The 16846-nt window shown below is 72.0% G+C and carries 12 protein-coding genes; 2 read left to right on the top strand and 10 right to left on the bottom strand.

The annotated features are described in order from the left end of the window. Positions 1 to 42: 42 nt before the first annotated feature. From ABZ434_RS15930 to ABZ434_RS15885, 10 genes are all read right to left on the bottom strand, one after another. Complete coding sequence (locus tag ABZ434_RS15930; protein WP_359135980.1) at positions 43 to 1122, bottom strand: Zn-dependent alcohol dehydrogenase; 1080 nt, start codon at positions 1120 to 1122, stop codon at positions 43 to 45. Positions 1123 to 1166: 44 nt separating this feature from the next. Then, a complete protein-coding gene (locus tag ABZ434_RS15925; RefSeq protein ID WP_359135977.1) occupies positions 1167 to 2561 on the bottom strand; it encodes an aldehyde dehydrogenase family protein in 1395 nt (464 codons plus the stop codon). Between the two features lie 169 nt (positions 2562 to 2730). Next, positions 2731 to 4089 (bottom strand): ABC transporter ATP-binding protein, encoded by a 1359-nt coding sequence (locus ABZ434_RS15920; RefSeq protein ID WP_359135974.1) that lies wholly within the window; start codon positions 4087 to 4089, stop codon positions 2731 to 2733. A gap of 133 nt (positions 4090 to 4222) precedes the next feature. Beyond that, entirely contained in the window at positions 4223 to 5494 is a 1272-nt protein-coding gene (locus tag ABZ434_RS15915; RefSeq protein WP_359135971.1) for an MFS transporter, read from the bottom strand. Between the two features lie 3 nt (positions 5495 to 5497). Further along, entirely contained in the window at positions 5498 to 6922 is a 1425-nt protein-coding gene (locus tag ABZ434_RS15910; RefSeq protein ID WP_359135968.1) for a citrate:proton symporter, read from the bottom strand. A 120-nt stretch (positions 6923 to 7042) separates the two neighbouring features. After that, positions 7043 to 9295 (bottom strand): molybdopterin-dependent oxidoreductase, encoded by a 2253-nt coding sequence (locus ABZ434_RS15905; protein WP_359135966.1) that lies wholly within the window; start codon positions 9293 to 9295, stop codon positions 7043 to 7045. Between the two features lie 143 nt (positions 9296 to 9438). After that, entirely contained in the window at positions 9439 to 10059 is a 621-nt protein-coding gene (locus ABZ434_RS15900; protein ID WP_359135964.1) for a TetR/AcrR family transcriptional regulator, read from the bottom strand. 97 nt (positions 10060 to 10156) lie between these two features. Next, complete coding sequence (locus ABZ434_RS15895; protein ID WP_359135961.1) at positions 10157 to 11467, bottom strand: hypothetical protein; 1311 nt, start codon at positions 11465 to 11467, stop codon at positions 10157 to 10159. Next, entirely contained in the window at positions 11464 to 12291 is an 828-nt protein-coding gene (locus ABZ434_RS15890) for a hypothetical protein (protein ID WP_359135958.1), read from the bottom strand. Before ABZ434_RS15890 ends, ABZ434_RS15895 begins: the two co-directional genes overlap by 4 nt. Then, positions 12288 to 14555 (bottom strand): right-handed parallel beta-helix repeat-containing protein, encoded by a 2268-nt coding sequence (locus tag ABZ434_RS15885; RefSeq protein WP_359135955.1) that lies wholly within the window; start codon positions 14553 to 14555, stop codon positions 12288 to 12290. The genes ABZ434_RS15890 and ABZ434_RS15885 overlap by 4 nt, the downstream gene beginning before the upstream one ends. Before the next feature lie 130 nt (positions 14556 to 14685). Here ABZ434_RS15885 and hmgA point away from each other — a divergent pair, with 130 nt between their 5' ends. Further along, on the top strand, positions 14686 to 16014 hold the full coding sequence (gene hmgA / locus ABZ434_RS15880) for a homogentisate 1,2-dioxygenase (RefSeq protein ID WP_359135952.1): 1329 nt from the start codon (positions 14686 to 14688) through the stop codon (positions 16012 to 16014). Between the two features lie 46 nt (positions 16015 to 16060). After that, positions 16061 to 16840, top strand: a complete 780-nt coding sequence (locus ABZ434_RS15875; protein ID WP_359136199.1) for a GntR family transcriptional regulator — start codon at positions 16061 to 16063, stop codon at positions 16838 to 16840. The last annotated feature ends 6 nt before the right edge of the window (positions 16841 to 16846 follow it).

Genomic DNA, 16846 nt, shown 5'->3' with positions numbered 1-16846 from the left:
CTGCCGTCCGCCGCACGGAGACGGCAGTGCGACGACAGGCACCTAGAAGACGACCAGCGCCCGGCCGCCCTTGCCGGCGATCATGTTGTCGAAAGCCGCCGGGATGCCGTCCAGCGCGATCCGTTCGGTGACCATCATCGAGAGGTCGAAGCGGCCCGCGCGGATGTGGTCGGCCAGCACCGGCAGATCACGGGCCGGGTCGCTGTTGCCGTACACACACCCGGTCAGGGACCTGCCCCAGTGGAAGATCTCCAGGGCGTTGAACGTCACCTGCTGGTCCTTTCCCCCGATGCCGACGACCGTGGTGCGGCCACCGCGGCGGGTGGACTCCCACGCGCCGCGGATGGTGGTGGCCCGCCCGACGCACTCGACGGCCACGTCCGCGCCCTGGCCACCGGTGAGTCCCCGGATCTCGCGGGGCGTGGTCGCGGAGGCGATCACGTAGTCCGTCGCCCCGGCCCTGCGTGCCAGCTCCTCCTTCTCCGGGGAGACGTCCACCGCGATGATCTTCGAGGCGCCCGCGATCCGGGCGGCCTGGAGCACGGCGAGGCCGACGCCGCCGATACCGAACACGGCGACGGACTCGCCCGTACGGACCTGGGCACTGTGGTGGACCGCGCCGTACCCGGTCAGCACCGCGCAGCCGAGCAGGGCCGCGTCGGTGAGCGGGATGCCGTCCGGGGCGGGCAGGACGCAGTTGGCGGCGACCACGGTCTCCTGCGCGAAGGCGGCGACGTTCAGGCCGGGGTGCAGCTCGGTGCCGTCGGCCGTGCGGGCGTGAATGTTCGCTGCGCCGGCCAGGGCGTCGGTGCAGAGCCAGACCTCGCCGATGCCGCAGTGGTGGCAGCTGCCGCAGGACGGAGCCCAGTTGAGGACGACGCCGTCGCCCGGGGCGAGGTGGCCGACGCCCTCCCCCACCGAGACGACCGTGCCCGCTCCCTCGTGGCCGAGGACCGCGGGCACGGGCAGCCGCATGGTGCCGTTGGACAGGGAGAGGTCGGAATGACAGACCCCGGCGGCGGCGAGACGGATGCGGACCTGGCCGGGACCGGGCTCGGGCAGGGTGATGTCGGTGATCTCCAGCGGAGCTCCGACGGCGGACAGTACGGCGGCGCGGACCACGGACTGGCTCCTTGCTGATCGGGGACGCGGACTCGTCGGGCGGTTCAGAACTGGAGGGACTTGGTCTGGAGGTACTCGGCGAGACCGTGCTCACCGAGTTCGCGGCCGACGCCGGACTGCTTGTAGCCGCCGAACGGGGCGAGCGGGTTGAAGCGGCCGCCGTTGATGTCGACCTGCCCGGTGTCCATCCGGCGGGCGAAGGCGACGGCCTCCGCCTCGTCGGCGGCCCAGACGGCGCCCGCGAGCCCGTACACGGTGCCGTTGGCGATGCGCAGCGCGTCCTCCTCGTCCTCGTACTTCAGGATCGAGACGACCGGGCCGAAGATCTCCTCCTGGGCGATGGCCATCTCCGGGGTGACGTCGGCGAACACGGTGGGGCTGACGTAGTACCCGGTGGCGAGCGGCGCCTCGGGGCCGCCGGCCACGACGCGGGCGCCCTCCTCGATGCCCTTCTCGATGTAACCGCGCACCCGTGCCTGCTGCTTGGCGTTGACGAGGGGACCGACCCGCTCGCCGGGTACGTACTTGGTGACGGCCGCGGCGGCGAGGGCGACGGCCTCCTCGTACCGATCGGCGTCCACCAGCATCCGGGTCCAGGCACTGCACGTCTGACCGGAGTTGGACATCACGTTGGCGATGCCGACGTTGACCGCCTTGGCAAGATCGGCCGAGGGCAGGATGACGTTGGCGGACTTCCCGCCGAGCTCCAGCGCGACGCGCTTGATCGCGCCGCCCGCCGTGGCTCCGATCTGCCTGCCGACCGCGGTGGAGCCGGTGAAGGAGACCAGGTCGACGTCCGCGTGCTCGGCGAGAGCCTGTCCGGCTACCGGGCCGAGGCCGGTGACCAGGTTGAAGACACCGGCGGGCAGGCCTGCCTCCTCGGCGGCCTCGGCGAAGAGCTGTGCGGTGAGCGGGGTGTCCTCGGCGGGCTTGAGGACGACCGTGCAGCCGGCGGCGAGCGCGGGCGCCACCTTGGCGACGATCTGGTGCAGCGGGTAGTTCCACGGGGTGATCGCGCCGACCACGCCGACGGGCTCCAGGAACACGGTGGAGTTGCCGTGGCGCTCCTCGAAGGCGTACGTCGCGGCCAGTTCGGCGTACGAACCGGCGACCAGCACCGGCACGCCCGCGTGCACCGTCTGCGACATCGGCAGCGGCGAGCCCAGTTCGGCGGTGACCGTCTCGGCGATCTCGTCCTTGCGGGCGGCGAGCACGTCGCGCAGCGCGCCGATCCGGGCCGCGCGCTCGGCGGGCGGGGTCGCGGCCCAGCCGGGGAACGCGGCGCGCGCGGCGCGGACGGCGGCGTCGACGTCGTCCGCCGTGCCCGCCGGGACATGCGCGATGACCTGTTCGTCCGCCGGGTTCACCACGGCGATGGTGTCCGTTCCGGCGGCGGGCCGCCATGCGCCGCCGATGTACATACCGTCATGGGCCTTCATGGCTGTTCCTCCCGGACGCGGTGACGGACGAGGTCGTCCGCCCCCTAAACTAGCGCCGTTAGTTTTGCGGCGCCAGAGACGTCGGTCACGTGCCGCGGCCCGTCCGCCGCCGACGACCCGGATCAGGTCGCGGGAGGAGGCGGCGGCGGACGGGGCACCGGTCCGCGCCCTACACCTCCAGGCCCGGAACGTCCTTCGGCAGCGGGCAGATCCGGCGGCCCTGGTGGTCGAAGACGTACAGGTGTGCCAGGTCGACCAGCAGCGGAACCTGGCCCCCGGTGCGCAGCCGCATGTCCGGACCGGTGCGGACGACAAGGTCGCTGGACGTGACGGCGGGGCGGTCGGGACTGCGCACGCCCGGCGGGAGCGGCTCGAATCGCGGTTCGTCCAGGACGGCCACGGGCGCGCCGGAGTGTCCGGTGGCACGCTCCTTGAGCCGCTCCAGGACGCCGACCCCGCCCTGGCCGCCACGGCGTCTGCGCAGGGTGGCGCGCTCCGGGCGGGCCGATTCCAGGTCCGGGACCAGGGCGGGCTGCGAACCGGTGTTGAGGTGGACGAGCGCCTCGTGCCCCTGGTACTCGACGTGCTCGACGATGCCGCTGAGTGCGACCTCGCCGGGGCGCGCCTGGCTGGGCGGGGCGATCCGGACCGCCTCGGAGCGCAGCCCGACGATGATGCGCCGTCCCTGCTGGATGCGCAGCAACTGATGGTCGGGGCTGAGGGGTTCGGGCAGGGGGAGGCGCTGGCGGCCGAGGTCGATCGACATCCTCCCCTCCAGCGGCGCGTGCACGACGGCCTGCAGCAGGTTGATCCGCGGGGTGCCGATGAACGCGGCGACGAACACGTTCTCCGGCAGTGAGTACACCTCACGCGGCGGACTCACCTGCTGGAGCACTCCCCCGCGCATCACGGCGACCCGGTGGCCCAGCGACATCGCCTCGGCCTGATCGTGCGTCACGTAGACCGTGGTGACCCCGAGCTCCTTGGTGAGCTGTGAGATCTCGGCCCTCAGGTGGTTGCGGAGCTTCGCGTCGAGATTGGAGAGCGGCTCGTCCATGAGGAAGGCCGAGGGCTGACGCGAGATCGCCCGGCCCATGGCGACCCGCTGGCGCTCGCCGCCGGAGAGCTGGCCGGGGAACCGGTCCAGGACGCTCTCGATGCCGAGCATCCTGGCCGTGTTCTCGATGCGCTCGTTGTGGTCCTGGCGTGGGTTCTCCAGCTTCAGCGGGAAACCGATGTTGGCGCGGTTGGTCATGGTCGGGTAGAGCGCGAAGTTCTGGAAGACCATGGCCATGCCGCGTTCGCGGGGAGTCAGGTGGTTGGCCTCTTCACCGTCGAGCAGGATCTCGCCCTCGGTGACGTCCTCCAGGCCGGCGATCATGCGGAGCACGGTTGATTTGCCGCACCCCGAAGGGCCCAGCAGGACGACGAACTCGCCCGGGTCGATGGAGAGCGAGAGGCGGTCGACGGCACGCGAGGAGCGTCCGTAGGCCTTGCTGACATTGTTCAGGGTGATGGCGCGAGTCATGTGGTTCCGCCCGGGAGGATGAAGGTGGAGCGGTGGGGAGCGGCAGCAGTGGCCTGAAATTAACTCACTGCGCAGGGTGAGGGAATGACTCGCGCAAAGGTTGCACCGTACCGGGGGTGCGGGGACGTAAGTGTCAGGCGGGATTCCGGTTGAGACCGGCCCGCGTCGGTCCCTCCTCGGGAACGGCCGGATCACGATCAGGGACCCGGCCCCGGCGCCGGGTGCGGCCGCCGTCGCCGCGCGCACCCAGGCCCGCCGCCGCTACGAGCAGCGCGCCGAGCATGACGAAGGGAGCCGCGGTGCCCGCAACGCCGGCGACGAGTCCCGCGGCGGCGGGTGTCGCCACCTGGCCGAGCCGGTTGCCGGTCAGCCGCAGGGCGAGTGCGGTGGAGCGCGCGGCCTCCGGGGCGGCCTGGACGACGGTGGTCATCGACAGGGGCTGGCCGGCTCCGAGGCAGAAGCCGAGGACGGCGAGCATCAGGGCCAGTACCCCGACGGGGACGGGGAGGGCGATGCCCGCGCAGAGCACTCCGGCCAGCAGGCAGGTGGAAGCGAGCAGGCCGGCCCGGCCCAGCACCCGGAGCATCGGGGTCATCACCAGCCGGCAGGCGATGGTGGCGGCGGCGCGCAGGCTCAGTAGCAGGCCGATCGTGGCGGGGGCGATGCCGCGGTGTTCGCCGACGACGGGCAGGTACGCGGTGAGGATGTCGGTCGCGGAGAGCACGGCGAGGCTGATGAAGATCCCGGCCGGGACGCCCCGGGCGCGCAGGATGCTGCCGACGGGCACCTTGGCGGCCGGGGCCCTGTCGCGGACTGCGGGGGCGGTCCGGTGCTCGATGCGCCAGAGGGAGCCGAGGGAGACCGCGGCGACCGCCGCCGAGACGGTCAGGGCGAGCGCGCTGGTGGGGGCCATGGCACCGTCACGCTCGGAGATCAGGTAGCCGGCGGCGATCGGGCCGATGAGCTGGCCGAGGGAGGCGCCGATGGTGAAGTGGCCGAAGTTGCGGTCCTGTTCGGCCGGGGCGGACTGACGGGCGACGATCGACTGGGCGCCGATCACGAAGCAGAGGTGACCGAGCCCCATGACCCCGCTCCAGGCCGCCATCGCGGTGAGCGAGCCCGCCCGGCCGCTGAGGGCGCAGCCGCCGGCGATCAGTGCGACGCCCAGGGGCAGCAGGGGTGCGCATCGGCCGTGGTCGGTCCGGCGCCCCAGCGGCACGGCGGCGAAGAGCGGCAGGAGCGCGTACACCCCGGTGATGACTCCGATCGCCCGCTCGTCCGCACCGAGCGCCAGGGCCCGGTAGGAGACGGCGGGCCGCGCCATCGACACCGCCCCCTGCGCGAAGGCGAAGGCGATGACGAGGCGCAGCAGCCAGCTCCGGCCGGGCCCGGTGGTCTCGGTCATGGATCAGATGATCCCGAACAGGAGTCCGGCCCCGAGCACCACCAGCGAAGTGAGCGCGGCCCACTTGACGGTGAAGCGGGTGTGGTCGCCGAACTCCACCTTGGCCATGCCGACGAGGACGTAGACGGCGGGTACCAGCGGGGACGACATGTGCAGGGGCTGGCCGACCAGGGAGGCGCGGGCGATCTCCAGCGGGGAGACGCCGTGCGCGGCGCCGGCCTCGGCGAGCACGGGCACGACTCCGAAGTAGAAGCCGTCGTTGGACATGAAGTACGTGAGGGGGATGCTCAGCACGCCCGTGACGAGGGCCATGTGCGGTCCCATGCCCTCCGGGATCGCGCCGACCAGCCAGTCGGCCATGTGGTCGACCATGCCGGTGCCGGTGAGCACGCCGGTGAAGACGGCTGCGGCGAAGACCATGCCGGAGACGTTGAGCACGTTGTCGGCGTGGGCCGCGATGCGGGCCCGCTGGTCGGGCATGTGGGGGAAGTTGACGGTGAGGGCGAGGGCGGCGCCGAGCAGGAAGAGCACCGGGATCGGCATCAATTCCATGATCATCGCAGTGAGCAGGGCGACGGTGAGTGCCGCGTTGAACCAGTAGAGCTTCGGCCGCAGGGTGGCGCGGTGGGGGTCGAGGCCCTTGAAACCGTCGCCGGTCTGCCCGGCGTCCTCCACCTCCTCGGATCCCGTGCCGCCCGTACCGGCGCCGGCGCTCCGGCGCAGCCGGTCGCTGCCGCCGCCCGCTGCCACGAGGACCTGCTCCGGCTCCGTCACCGTGTCGGCCCCGCGCGCCTCTTCGGGGGCGAGGGTGAGCGTGCCGAGCCGCTTGCGCTCGCGTCGGCCGAGGACCACGGCCAGCAGGATCACCGCGAGCAGTCCGACGCCGAGGGCCGGGATCATGGGGACGAAGATGTCGCCCGCGTCCAGCTTCAGGGCGGTGGCGGCGCGGGCCGTGGGACCGCCCCAGGGAAGGGTGTTCATGACGCCGTTCGCCGTGGCGGCGACGCCGGTCATCACGACCAGGCTCATCCCCAGGCGCTTGTAGAGCGGGTACATGGCCGAGACGGTGATCATGAAGGTGGTGGAGCCGTCACCGTCCAGCGAGACGATCGCGGCGAGCACCGCCGTGCCCACGACGATCCGCATGGGGTCGGCCTTGCAGAAGCGCAGGATGCCCCGGACGATCGGGTCGAACAGCCCGACATCGATCATCACGCCGAAGTAGACGATCGCGAACATCAGCATGGCGGCGGTCGGCGCCAGATTGCCGACGCCTTCGATGACATAGTCGCCGAGATGGGCGCCCTTCCCCACGGCCACGCAGAAGAGGGCGGGGATCAGGACGAGCGCCGCGATCGGCGACATCTTCTTCATCATGATCAGGACCAGGAAGGTCGCAATCATGGCAAAGCCGAGGATGGTCAGCATATGGATACCTATCGTTCACCTTTGAACTCCCACCGGAGCCGGCGGTGCGGATGACGTTAGGGCGCGCCATATGGCGTTAACAAGACGTTGACATGTGAGCAATACGAGCAAAACCCCAGGTCAACGCGAGGGCGTCACGGTGACGGGGATCCCGTTGAGCACGGCGGTGCCGGAGAGCGGGTCGAGGCGGCTGCCGTCGAGGAGCTGATTGACGTTGACGCCGGGCTGCTCGGCGGCGACGGACATCCTGGTGCCGGGACGGTCGTGTCCCCAGCCGTGCGGAAGGCTCACCACGCCGGTCCGTACGCCGTCGGTGACCTCGACCGGGACCGTGAGCTCGCCGCCGTCCGCGGTGACCGTGGCGGGTGCGCCGTCGGTCAGTCCGAGCCGTTCCGCATCCTCGGGGTGCACCTGGAGGGTGCAGACGTTCGACCCGCCTCGGAGCGCGGCGATGTTGTGCAGCCAGCTGTTGTTGGACCGGAGGTGGCGGCGGCCGACGAGGACGAGCGCTCCGGGGTCCCTGCGGCCGTCGAGGGCGCGGCGCAGCCGCGGCAGATCGGCCGCGATCGGGGCGGGGAACAGCTCCACGCGCCCGCTGCGGGTGGTGAGGACTTCGGGGACGCGGGGAGCGAGGGGGCCGAGGTCGATGCCGTGCGGGTGGGCGAGCAGCCGCTCCAGGCTGAGACCGTCCGGGTCGGTGCCGAAGCCCTCTCCGTACGGGCCGAGGCGGAGCATGAGGTCGAGGCGTCGCTCCGTCCCGGTACGGCCGGTGAGCGCGGCGGAGATGTCTGCGGGGTCCCGTCCGTGAACGGGCGAGAGCGGGTCGGCGACCGCCTTGCCGAGGGCCCGGTCGATGATCATGGTGTCCACGGCGTCCGGCTGCGCGCCGTGCATCCCGGAGACGGCGAGGACGAGCCGGGCGTGGATCTCTGCCTCGTCCATCCGGCCGTCCTCCAGGGGCAGGGCGGGGCGGGTGTAGCGGACCTGGTTGCGCACGGCCAGGGTGTTGAACGCGAAGTCGAAGTGGGCGCTCTGCGAGGGCGGCGGCGGGGGCAGCACGACGTCCGCGTGGCGGGAGGTCTCGTTGAGGTAGGGGTCGACGCTCACCATGAAGTCGAGCCCGTCGGCCAGCGCGGCGTCGAGCCGGTCGCCGTCGGGCGCGGAGAGCACGGGGTTCGCCGCCAGGACGATCAGGGCCCGGATCCGCCCCTCGCCCGGTGTCGTGATCTCCTCGGCCAGTGCGGAGATGGGCAGTTCACCCTTGGCCTCGGGGTGGCCGGAGACCCGGCTGGCCCAGCGGCCGAGGGCGAACCCCTTCCCGGGGGCGGCGGGGCGCGGGGCGCGGGCGGTAGCGGAGAGCGGGAAGAGGGCGCCGCCGGGGCGGTCGAGGTTGCCGGTGAGGACGTTGAGGACGTCGACGAGCCAGCTGGCGAGGGTGCCGTGCTCCACGGTGCAACTGCCGATGCGGCCGTACACGGCGGCCGTCGGAGCGGCCGCGAGCTCCCGGGCGAGGGTACGGATGGTCGCGGCGTCCACGTCGCAGGCCTCGGCGACGGCTTCCGGCGTGAAGTCGCGTACCGCGTCGGCGACTTCGTCGATCCCCTCGACGTGGTCCGCGAGCGCGCCGGGGTCGGTGAGCTTCTCCTCGAACAGGACGTGGGCCATCGCGGCGAGCAGGAGGGCGTCGGTGCCGGGCCTGATGGCCACGTGCCGGTCGGCGAGGCGTGCGGTCCGGGTGCGGCGCGGGTCGACGACGGTGAGGGTGCCGCCGCGGCGTCGCAGCGCTTTGAGCCTGCCGGGGAAATCGGGGGCGGTGCACAGGCTGCCGTTGGATTCGAGGGGGTTGGCGCCCAGCATCAGCAGGTGACCGGTGCGGTCGAGGTCCGGTACCGGGATGGTGTTCGGGTCGCCGAAGAGCAGTCCGCTGGAGACGTGCTTGGGCATCTGGTCCAGGGTGCTCGCGGTGAACAGTGCCCGGGTACGCAGGGCGGCGAGCAGGGCGGGCGGATAGAGCGCGCCGGCCATGGTGTGCACGTTGGGGTTCCCGAGGACGACTCCGGCGGCCTGCGGCCCGTGCTCCCGCACGATGGCCGGCAGGGCGCGGGCGATCGCGTCGAACGCCTCGCCCCAGCTCGCCTCCGTCAGGACTCCGTCCTTGCGGACGAGAGGGGTGCGCAGACGGTCGGGGTCCTCGTCGAGGCCGCCGATCGATGCCCCCTTGGGGCAGATGAATCCCTTGCTGAACACGTCCTCCCGGTCGCCGCGGGCACCGGTGACCCTGGCCCCCTCGATGGTGAGGGTGAGCCCGCAGGTGGCCTCACAGAGGGGGCAGATGCGCAGGGCGGTACGGGAGTTGCTGGGGTCGTGCGACATGAGGCCCTCCCGGGGCGGCGGCAGCGGTGGCGCGGGCACAGGTGAACCATCGGCAGGCACAGCCGAACACGGCCGAGCATACCGACCGGTACGCATGCCGGGGAGGTCTGGGGCCGGAAAGGTTGTCCCGGAGCCCGGGCCCGTCAGTCGAGCACGCGCGCGAGGTAGGCCTGGAGCAGCACCCGGGTCTCGGCGACGATGGCCCGGTCGCCGGACGGGTCGGTGCGGAAGGCGAGTTGGAGGAGGGCGTCGGCGGCCTCCACGCAGACCAGGATGGAACGCAGGAGATCGTCGTCGGACTCGCGGTCCAGGTGACCGGCGAGCAGGTCGGTGAGCCGGCTCGCGACCCGCTGGTTGGCGTCGTCGGCCGGGTCGTCGTCGGGTGCGGGGGCCCCGAAGTCGACGAGGGAGAAGCCGGGGACGGAGCTCTTCATCGCCAGGTACTCGTCGAGCACGGCGTCGATGGCCCGACGCCAGTCCCCTGCCGGGATGGTGACCAGCCGGGCGGTGATCCGCTCGGCGTAACTGTCCAGGTTGCGGCGGGCGAGGGCGTCGGCCAGGGCCCTCTTGTTGGAGAAGAACCGGTAGACGGAGCCGATGGGAACCCCGGCGCGTACCGCCACGGCCCGGGTGGTGAGCTGCTCGTAGCCGGTTTCGTCGAGAAGTTCGGCGCAGGCGTCGAGTATCCGGGCGAGGCGCTCGGCGCTGCGCTGCTGCACAGGGGCGCGACGGAGGTTCGTGTTCGCATGGGGCACGCGTTCCATGATGCCGTGGGCCTCCTGCGCCGGGGGGTGGGGCCTGACCCGCGGGCACGGCCCGGTCGCGGGTCCTCCTGGTGCGGGCGCCGCCCCGCCCGCGGTCTCAGGCGATGAGCAGCGCCAGTCCGCCGATCGTGTAGGCGACCATCAGGACCAGGAGCGGGAGCTGACCGGCGACGGCGCGGCCGGGCGGGAAGAGCCGGACCGAGCGGTCGTGGGCGGCGACGACGCCGAGAACGTGGCCGAGGACGATCGCGACGACCTGGAGCGTGGCGATGCCGCCCGGGCCCAGGGGCGGCTGGGGCGCCGCCGGATTGTCAGTGCCCAGTCCCACCATGACGGTACGTGGACCTTCGGTGACGAAGAGTGTGAAGTAGTGGGCCACGAGGTAGCCGAGGGCGATCGGGACGAGGGAGTGCGCGAAGGCGGTGAGGGGATGGGGCAGTTGGCCCGAGATGAGCCGGGTGGCACCGGCGCAGAGCGCGTAGAGGGTGGCGACGAGCGCGACGGCGCCCAGGAGTCCGAGCGTGCCGGTGCCGGTACGGCCCAGGGCCGAGGTCTGGACGGTGGTGATCCAGGAGGGTGCGTCGGAGAAGCCGTCGTAGGCCGTGGAGCCGAGCATCACGCAGACGGTGGCGACCAGCCCGGGAAGGCGGGGCGTGGCGTCGAGTCCGTTGAACGGGGAGCGCAGGACGAGGCGGCGGTCCGCAGGGCGGCGCCCGAGCGGGGAGAGCCGGGCGAGGAGGCCCGAGTAGACCTCGAACGCGTCGCAGTGGTCGAACCAGCGGGCCCCGTACAGGGCGGCGCCCGCAAGCTGGAGGGTGGAGCAGAGGGCAAGGAAGAGGAGCAGCGCGGTGGGTGAGGCGGGGTCGGGGGCGACGAGTTCGAGCCAGGTGAAGGCGAGCAGTCCGGCCGCCGCGGGCCACATCCCGAGGCGTGGGGGCAGGGGGCGGCCCTCGGCCGGGTCGCGTCCCAGTGCGCGGCAGCCGAGGAGATGGAGGGTGCGCAGCGGGTTGAGCAGCCGCCAGACGGGGCCGAGCAGCAGCGAGGCCGGGACGAGCCCGACCCACAGAAGTACGTAGACGGCGCCGGGCGCCGGGTTGCGGTCCGGGTCGGCCGGGCCGAGGAGGAGATGCAGGACGACCAGGAGAGCGGCGGCCAGGCCGAACGTGCGGGCCGCGATGCGGGTGGGGCGGGCGTCGGCGGCCCGTTGGACGGCGGCAGGCAACGGGCGCCCCGCCCGGTCGCCCCGGAAACGCGAGGACGACCAGAGCAGACCGAGGGCGAGGAAGGAGACGAAGAGCGCGGCGAAGGCTCCCGCGAAAGCGTAGAAGGGCGAGAGGGGCAGGTCGTGCTGGGCGCCGATGCCGTGGGCGAGGACACGCACCGCCGGGGAGTCGTCGAGGGCCGTCACCGCACGACGAGTTGGGTCAGGAGCAGGTCGGACTCGTGCGTCTCGACCTCGAAGAGCCCGGTGCGGTCGGCGGTGAAGGTGAGGGTGACGGTCCGGCCGGCGGGCAACCGGGCCTCCTTGTCGTAACCGTGGACGTGAAGGGTGTCGTCGCGGTCGCTGCGGACGACGAGGCGCACGCTCCGGCCCTTCTTGACCTCGGTGCGCCCGGGGGCGGGGCTGACCTTGCCGTCGCGGAGCGAGATGTCCACGGTGGTGGCGGGGGTGGGAACGGGGGTGGGTGTGGAAGTGGCCCCGCCGAGCGTGGCGGTGGCCTGCACCGGGGCGGCATCGACCGCCCAGGCGGAGTGGTCGTCCGCGTAGAGACGGGCGGTCAGCAGGGTGCCGCCCCCGGCGGCGCGCAGGAGCGACTCCGGGAGGTGGAACCAGGTGCCGTAGACGCGGGCGAGGGGGTGACCGTCGAGGAAGAACCGGGCGTGGCCGCGTCCCAGGAGTGCGGCGCCGCCGACACTGTCCGGGGTGAACCGGAAGTTCCGTACCGTGAGGTGGATGTTCCAGCCGTCCTCCGAGTCCGGCCGCACGGCCACGGCCACCTCCGGCGCGCCCTGGGCGTCGACCTGGCGCAGCCGGTGGCCGGAGCCGTCCTCCGCGCTCAGGAGCCGGCCGGTGCTGCCGGTTGCCTGCTCATGGCTGGTACCGGGTTTGTGGTGGGTGGTGGCCCGCCCTCCACAGGCACCCGCGCCGAGCAGGAGGGCGGCAGCGGCGAACAGGGCGGCGGTCCTGCGTCCGGGGGCCGGCGCCCATGGCCGGTTCAGGTGGCCGTTCACGACGGGTCCCCGTTCGGGTCGGTGGACGACGGGGTGGGTGAGGCGGCCCGGGCCGGGTCCTTCGTGGCCGATGCCCCCTCGGAGCCGGTGGCCGGGACCTCGGCGGGCCCCTCGCCCCTTCCGGCTGCCTCCTGCGGGTCAGCGGCTGCCCCCTCGCCCCTTCCCGTTGCCTCCTGCGGGCCAGCGGCGGGCCCTTCGCCCCTTCCGGCTGCCTCCTGCGGGTCAGCGGCTGCCCCCTCATCCGCCCCGGCGTCCGGCTCCCCCTTCGCGCGCTCGCCGTGACGGGCCGCGGCCACGACGGCCCACAGCACCCAGACCAGGCCCAGCAGCCCTCGCACCCAGGCCGGGCTCAGCGGGATCCACGGGATCATGAACACGCCCTTGTCCAGCGCGTCGAGCAGTGTGAGACCGCCGAGCACCACCGTGGTCCAGCCCAGCCCCGGCCGTTCCCGTCGCAGCACCAGCCCGATGCCCGTCCACCAGAGCCCGGTCAGCAGGAGCGCGAAAGCGGGCACGTAGGTGGCGGCGAGCCCCGTCGTCGATCCGGCCACGTCGAGCCCGAGGCCTATGAGGCCGAGGCCCGTGGCGGCCGTGGCGAGCCGACTGGATCGCAGTCTCCGCCACCACAGCACCCCGCCGACCAGCACGAGCACCACCGCGATCCCCAGGGCCGCCTGCACCTCGATACGCTCGATGCCGCGCGCCCCGTACCAGTCGCAGCCCGCCGGCAGCCGGCGCGCCTGCACGTTGTAGTCGGCGCAGACCAGCAGCTGGGCGAGTTTGACGGGCTCGCCCACCAGCCGGTCGGTACCTCCGGTGACGGCGCCCCGCTCGGACCCGCACGCGGGCAGGGAGCGCGGCGTGGACGCACCCGTGTCCGACTGCCAGCAGTTGCCGGCCCCCTGGCCGTCCCACCACACGTCTGTGCCGTTGGGACGCGACCGGCCCTGCTTGTCGGTGCCGAGGTGGTTGTCCGCGTAGCGGTTGTGGTGCGAGGTGTCGGTCTGCTTGCCGAGGGCGTCCTCGCCGCGGATGAAGGCGGGTACGGCGCTCAGGAAGAAGGCGGCGCGCTGCTGCCCGTAGATCCAGTTGTTCTCGTAGAGGTTCCAGTTGCCGCCCGCGGTGATGATGCCGGTGCCCGGCGGCATGGAGATCTGCGGGCAGACCACCCCGTCCTCGTAGCCGCGCTCGACGGGCGGCTTGGCGCAGGTGCCGTCGGCGACGTACGGGTAGTAGTCGGCGTTGTTGTCGTGGATCAGGTTGCGTTCGAAGCGGGCGTGGTTCTGCGGCAGGCCGGGGTGGCCGGGGAAGGCGCTGTCCATCGAGGCGCCGCCCATGTTTTGGTCGAACTCGTTGTCGTGGACGTAGACGGAGTCCCCGGCGGTGCCGGAGTAGCCGACCATGTTGTGGTGGCTGCGGCAGCCGGTGATCTCGATCGAGTAGCGCGGCACCTCGTAGCCGTGGGCGTCGTTGATGTCCGACGCGCTGCCCGGGTAGATGCCGGAGTCGCCGTTGCCGTACGACTCGCAGTTCTTGTACAGGCCGTGGTCGCTGGCGAAGGTCAGGAAGCCGTACTCGTCGTTCCACCGGGTCAGGACGTCGTCGATGACGAAGCCGTCCTGGGCCAGGATGTACAGCGAGTTGAACGTGGTGCGCTGGGCGGTGAAGTTCTTGAAGTAGACGCCGTCGGAGCCGTCGGCGCGGACCGCGTTGAGCTTCTGGTACTTGGCGTCGATGACGACATCGGTGCGCGCGGCGCCGGTGCCCTCGATCTGGAGGTCCTTCTTCCCCAGGATCGCCACCAGGTTCTGGTTGTTCGGGCACTTCGCCTGCTGGGCGTAGCTCAGGATCTGGTAGCCCAGCTGGGAGTTGGGGGCCTTGAGCCGCTTGCACTCCCCCACGGGCGCGGGCAGCGAGGGCTCCTCCTCGTAGAGACCGGGCAGGATCGCGATGTTCTTCCCGGGCCCGGTGACGGCGTCGACAGCCTGCTGGAGATGGCGGTAGCCGGACTTCTGACACCGGTCGAAGAGCGCCAGGTTCCTGGTCCGCAGGGCGTCCGGGAACCCCGATATCCGGCGCCCGAAGTCGGCCCGGTCGCTCTTGCAGACCAGGAGGTCGGGCTCGCCCGTGCGGTACACGGGGACGCTGCCGGTGCCGTCGGGCAGCGTGACCGGCCGCTCCTCGTGCGCCTGGGCGGCCGGGGCCGCGAGCAGGGCGGCCGCGAGCGCCGCCAGAACCACCAGAAGTCTTCGTGTCCACGACATGAGCCGGAGAGTAGAGCATTGTTCATCTTTTGGAACCCCCCTGTGCCGCACGAATGCCGTTGACTCCCGGCCTCTCAATTCCTACGGTTGACCATAGGATTCCAGGATTCCTCATGCACCGGGAGCGCATATGAGCGGCATCGAGCAGGCGCGGAAGACGGCGGAAGGGCTCGCGCACTCCGCCGGATTCGGCAATCAGCACAGCTCGGAGGCGGTGCCGGGAGCGCTGCCGCACGGCCGCAACTCCCCGCAGCGCGCTCCGCTGGGGCTCTACGCCGAGCAGCTCAGCGGCTCGGCCTTCACCGAACCGCGCGTCCACAACCGCCGATCCTGGCTCTACCGGATCCGCCCCTCCGCGGCCCACCCGCCGTTCACGCGGATCGACAACGGCGCCCTGCGCACCGCCCCGTTCGCCGAGACCGTCCCGGACCCCAACCGGCTGCGCTGGGACCCGCTCCCGGAGCCCGCGCCCGGCACGGACTTCCTCTCCGGCCTGTGGACGCTGGGCGGCAACGGCGACGCCGCCCAGCGCACCGGCATGGCCGTGCACCTCTACGCAGCCGACGCCTCCATGACCGACCGCGTGTTCAGCGACAGCGACGGCGAGCTCCTCATCGTCCCCGAGCACGGCGGTCTGCTGCTGCGCACCGAACTGGGCCTGCTGCGTGCGGAACCGGGCCATGTCGCGCTGATCCCGCGCGGTGTCCGCTTCCGGGTCGAACTGCTCGACACCACCGCTCGCGGTTACGTCTGCGAGAACTACGGCCAGCCGTTCGTCCTCCCCGACCTCGGCCCGATCGGTGCCAACGGCCTCGCGAACGCACGGGACTTCCTCGCCCCGGTCGCCGCGTACGAGGATGTGGAGCGCCCGGTCGAGGTGGTCAACAAGTTCTGCGGCAACCTCTGGTCGGCGACGTACGACCACTCGCCCCTCGATGTGGTCGCCTGGCACGGCAACCACACCCCGTACGTCTATGACCTGCACCGGTTCAACGTCATCGGCTCGATCAGCTACGACCACCCGGACCCGTCGATCTTCACGGTGCTGACCTCCCCCTCGGACACCCCCGGCCTCGCCGGGGTCGACTTCGTGGTGTTCGCGCCGCGCTGGCTGGTGGGCGAGGACACCTTCCGGCCGCCGTACTTCCACCGCAACGTCATGAGCGAGTACATGGGTCTGATCGAGGGCGCGTACGACGCGAAGACGGCGGGCAAGGGGGGCTTCGTGCCCGGCGGCGGCTCGCTGCACAACATGATGTCGGCGCACGGCCCGGACCGGGAGACCTTCGAGCGGGCGAGCGCGGCGGAGCTGAGACCGCAGAAGATCGACGACGGCCTGGCCTTCATGTTCGAGACCCGCTGGCCCGTCACCGCGACCGGCCAGGCTGCGGCTGCCGGCCACCTCCAGCACGGCTACGACGACGTGTGGCAGGGTCTGAGCCGCAACTTCAGGCCGTGACGGCCGCGTGCCGCAGCGACGACGAATGCAGGTGACCCAGGTGCCGATGCCCCCTCCGAAGCCCCCCATGGCCCCGGGGGCCGCCTTCGCACCCGACTCGCTGGTCCTCAACCGCAAGCTCCCGCTGTGGTACCAGGTCTCGCAGTCGTTGCGCGCCTCGATACTGGGCCGCACCGCGGATGCCACCCTGCGGCTGCCGACCGAGGAACAACTGGCCGCGCACTACGGCGTCAGTGTCCTCACGATGCGTCAGGCGCTGAAGGAGCTGGAGGCGGAGGGGCTGATCAGCCGGCACCGGCGACGCGGCACCTTCATCGAGCCGCGGGCGCGGCGGGTGTCGCCGGTGCGGCTGCTGGGTTCGATCGACGCGATCGTCGCCCAGCAGTCGGGTGAGCGGACGACCGTGCTCGACCACGGCCCGTCGCCGGTGCCGGGCGACGTCGCGGAGCACTTCCCCGGCTGCCCGGAGGTCACCGGCTACCGGCGCCTGCGGTGCGAGGAGGACACCGGCGAGCCGACCAACTGGGCGCAGAACTGGGTCCATCCGGAGGTCTCGGCCGATCTCGACCCGGCCGATCTCGAACGCTGGCCGATGACCAAGGTGCTGCGCGACCGCGTAGGCGTCCCGATCGCCCGGATCACCGACACGGTCGAGGCCCGGCTCGCCGACCCTGCCACCGCCGAGCTGCTCCGGGTTCCGCTGCTCAGCCCGATCCTCTACTACACCGGTGTCACGTACGACGAGAGCGGCCGGGTGGTCGATGTGGCCCAGATCCGCTACCGGGGCGACCGGTTCTCCTTCTCGGTCACGGTCGAGGCACACTGACGCCGG

Origin of the sequence: Streptomyces sp. NPDC005761, from assembly GCF_040630635.1 — a bacterium.
Lineage (GTDB): Bacteria > Actinomycetota > Actinomycetes > Streptomycetales > Streptomycetaceae > Streptomyces.
The sequence above is the reverse complement of the archived record's forward strand: the minus strand, read 5'-3'. Positions and strand labels throughout refer to the sequence as shown.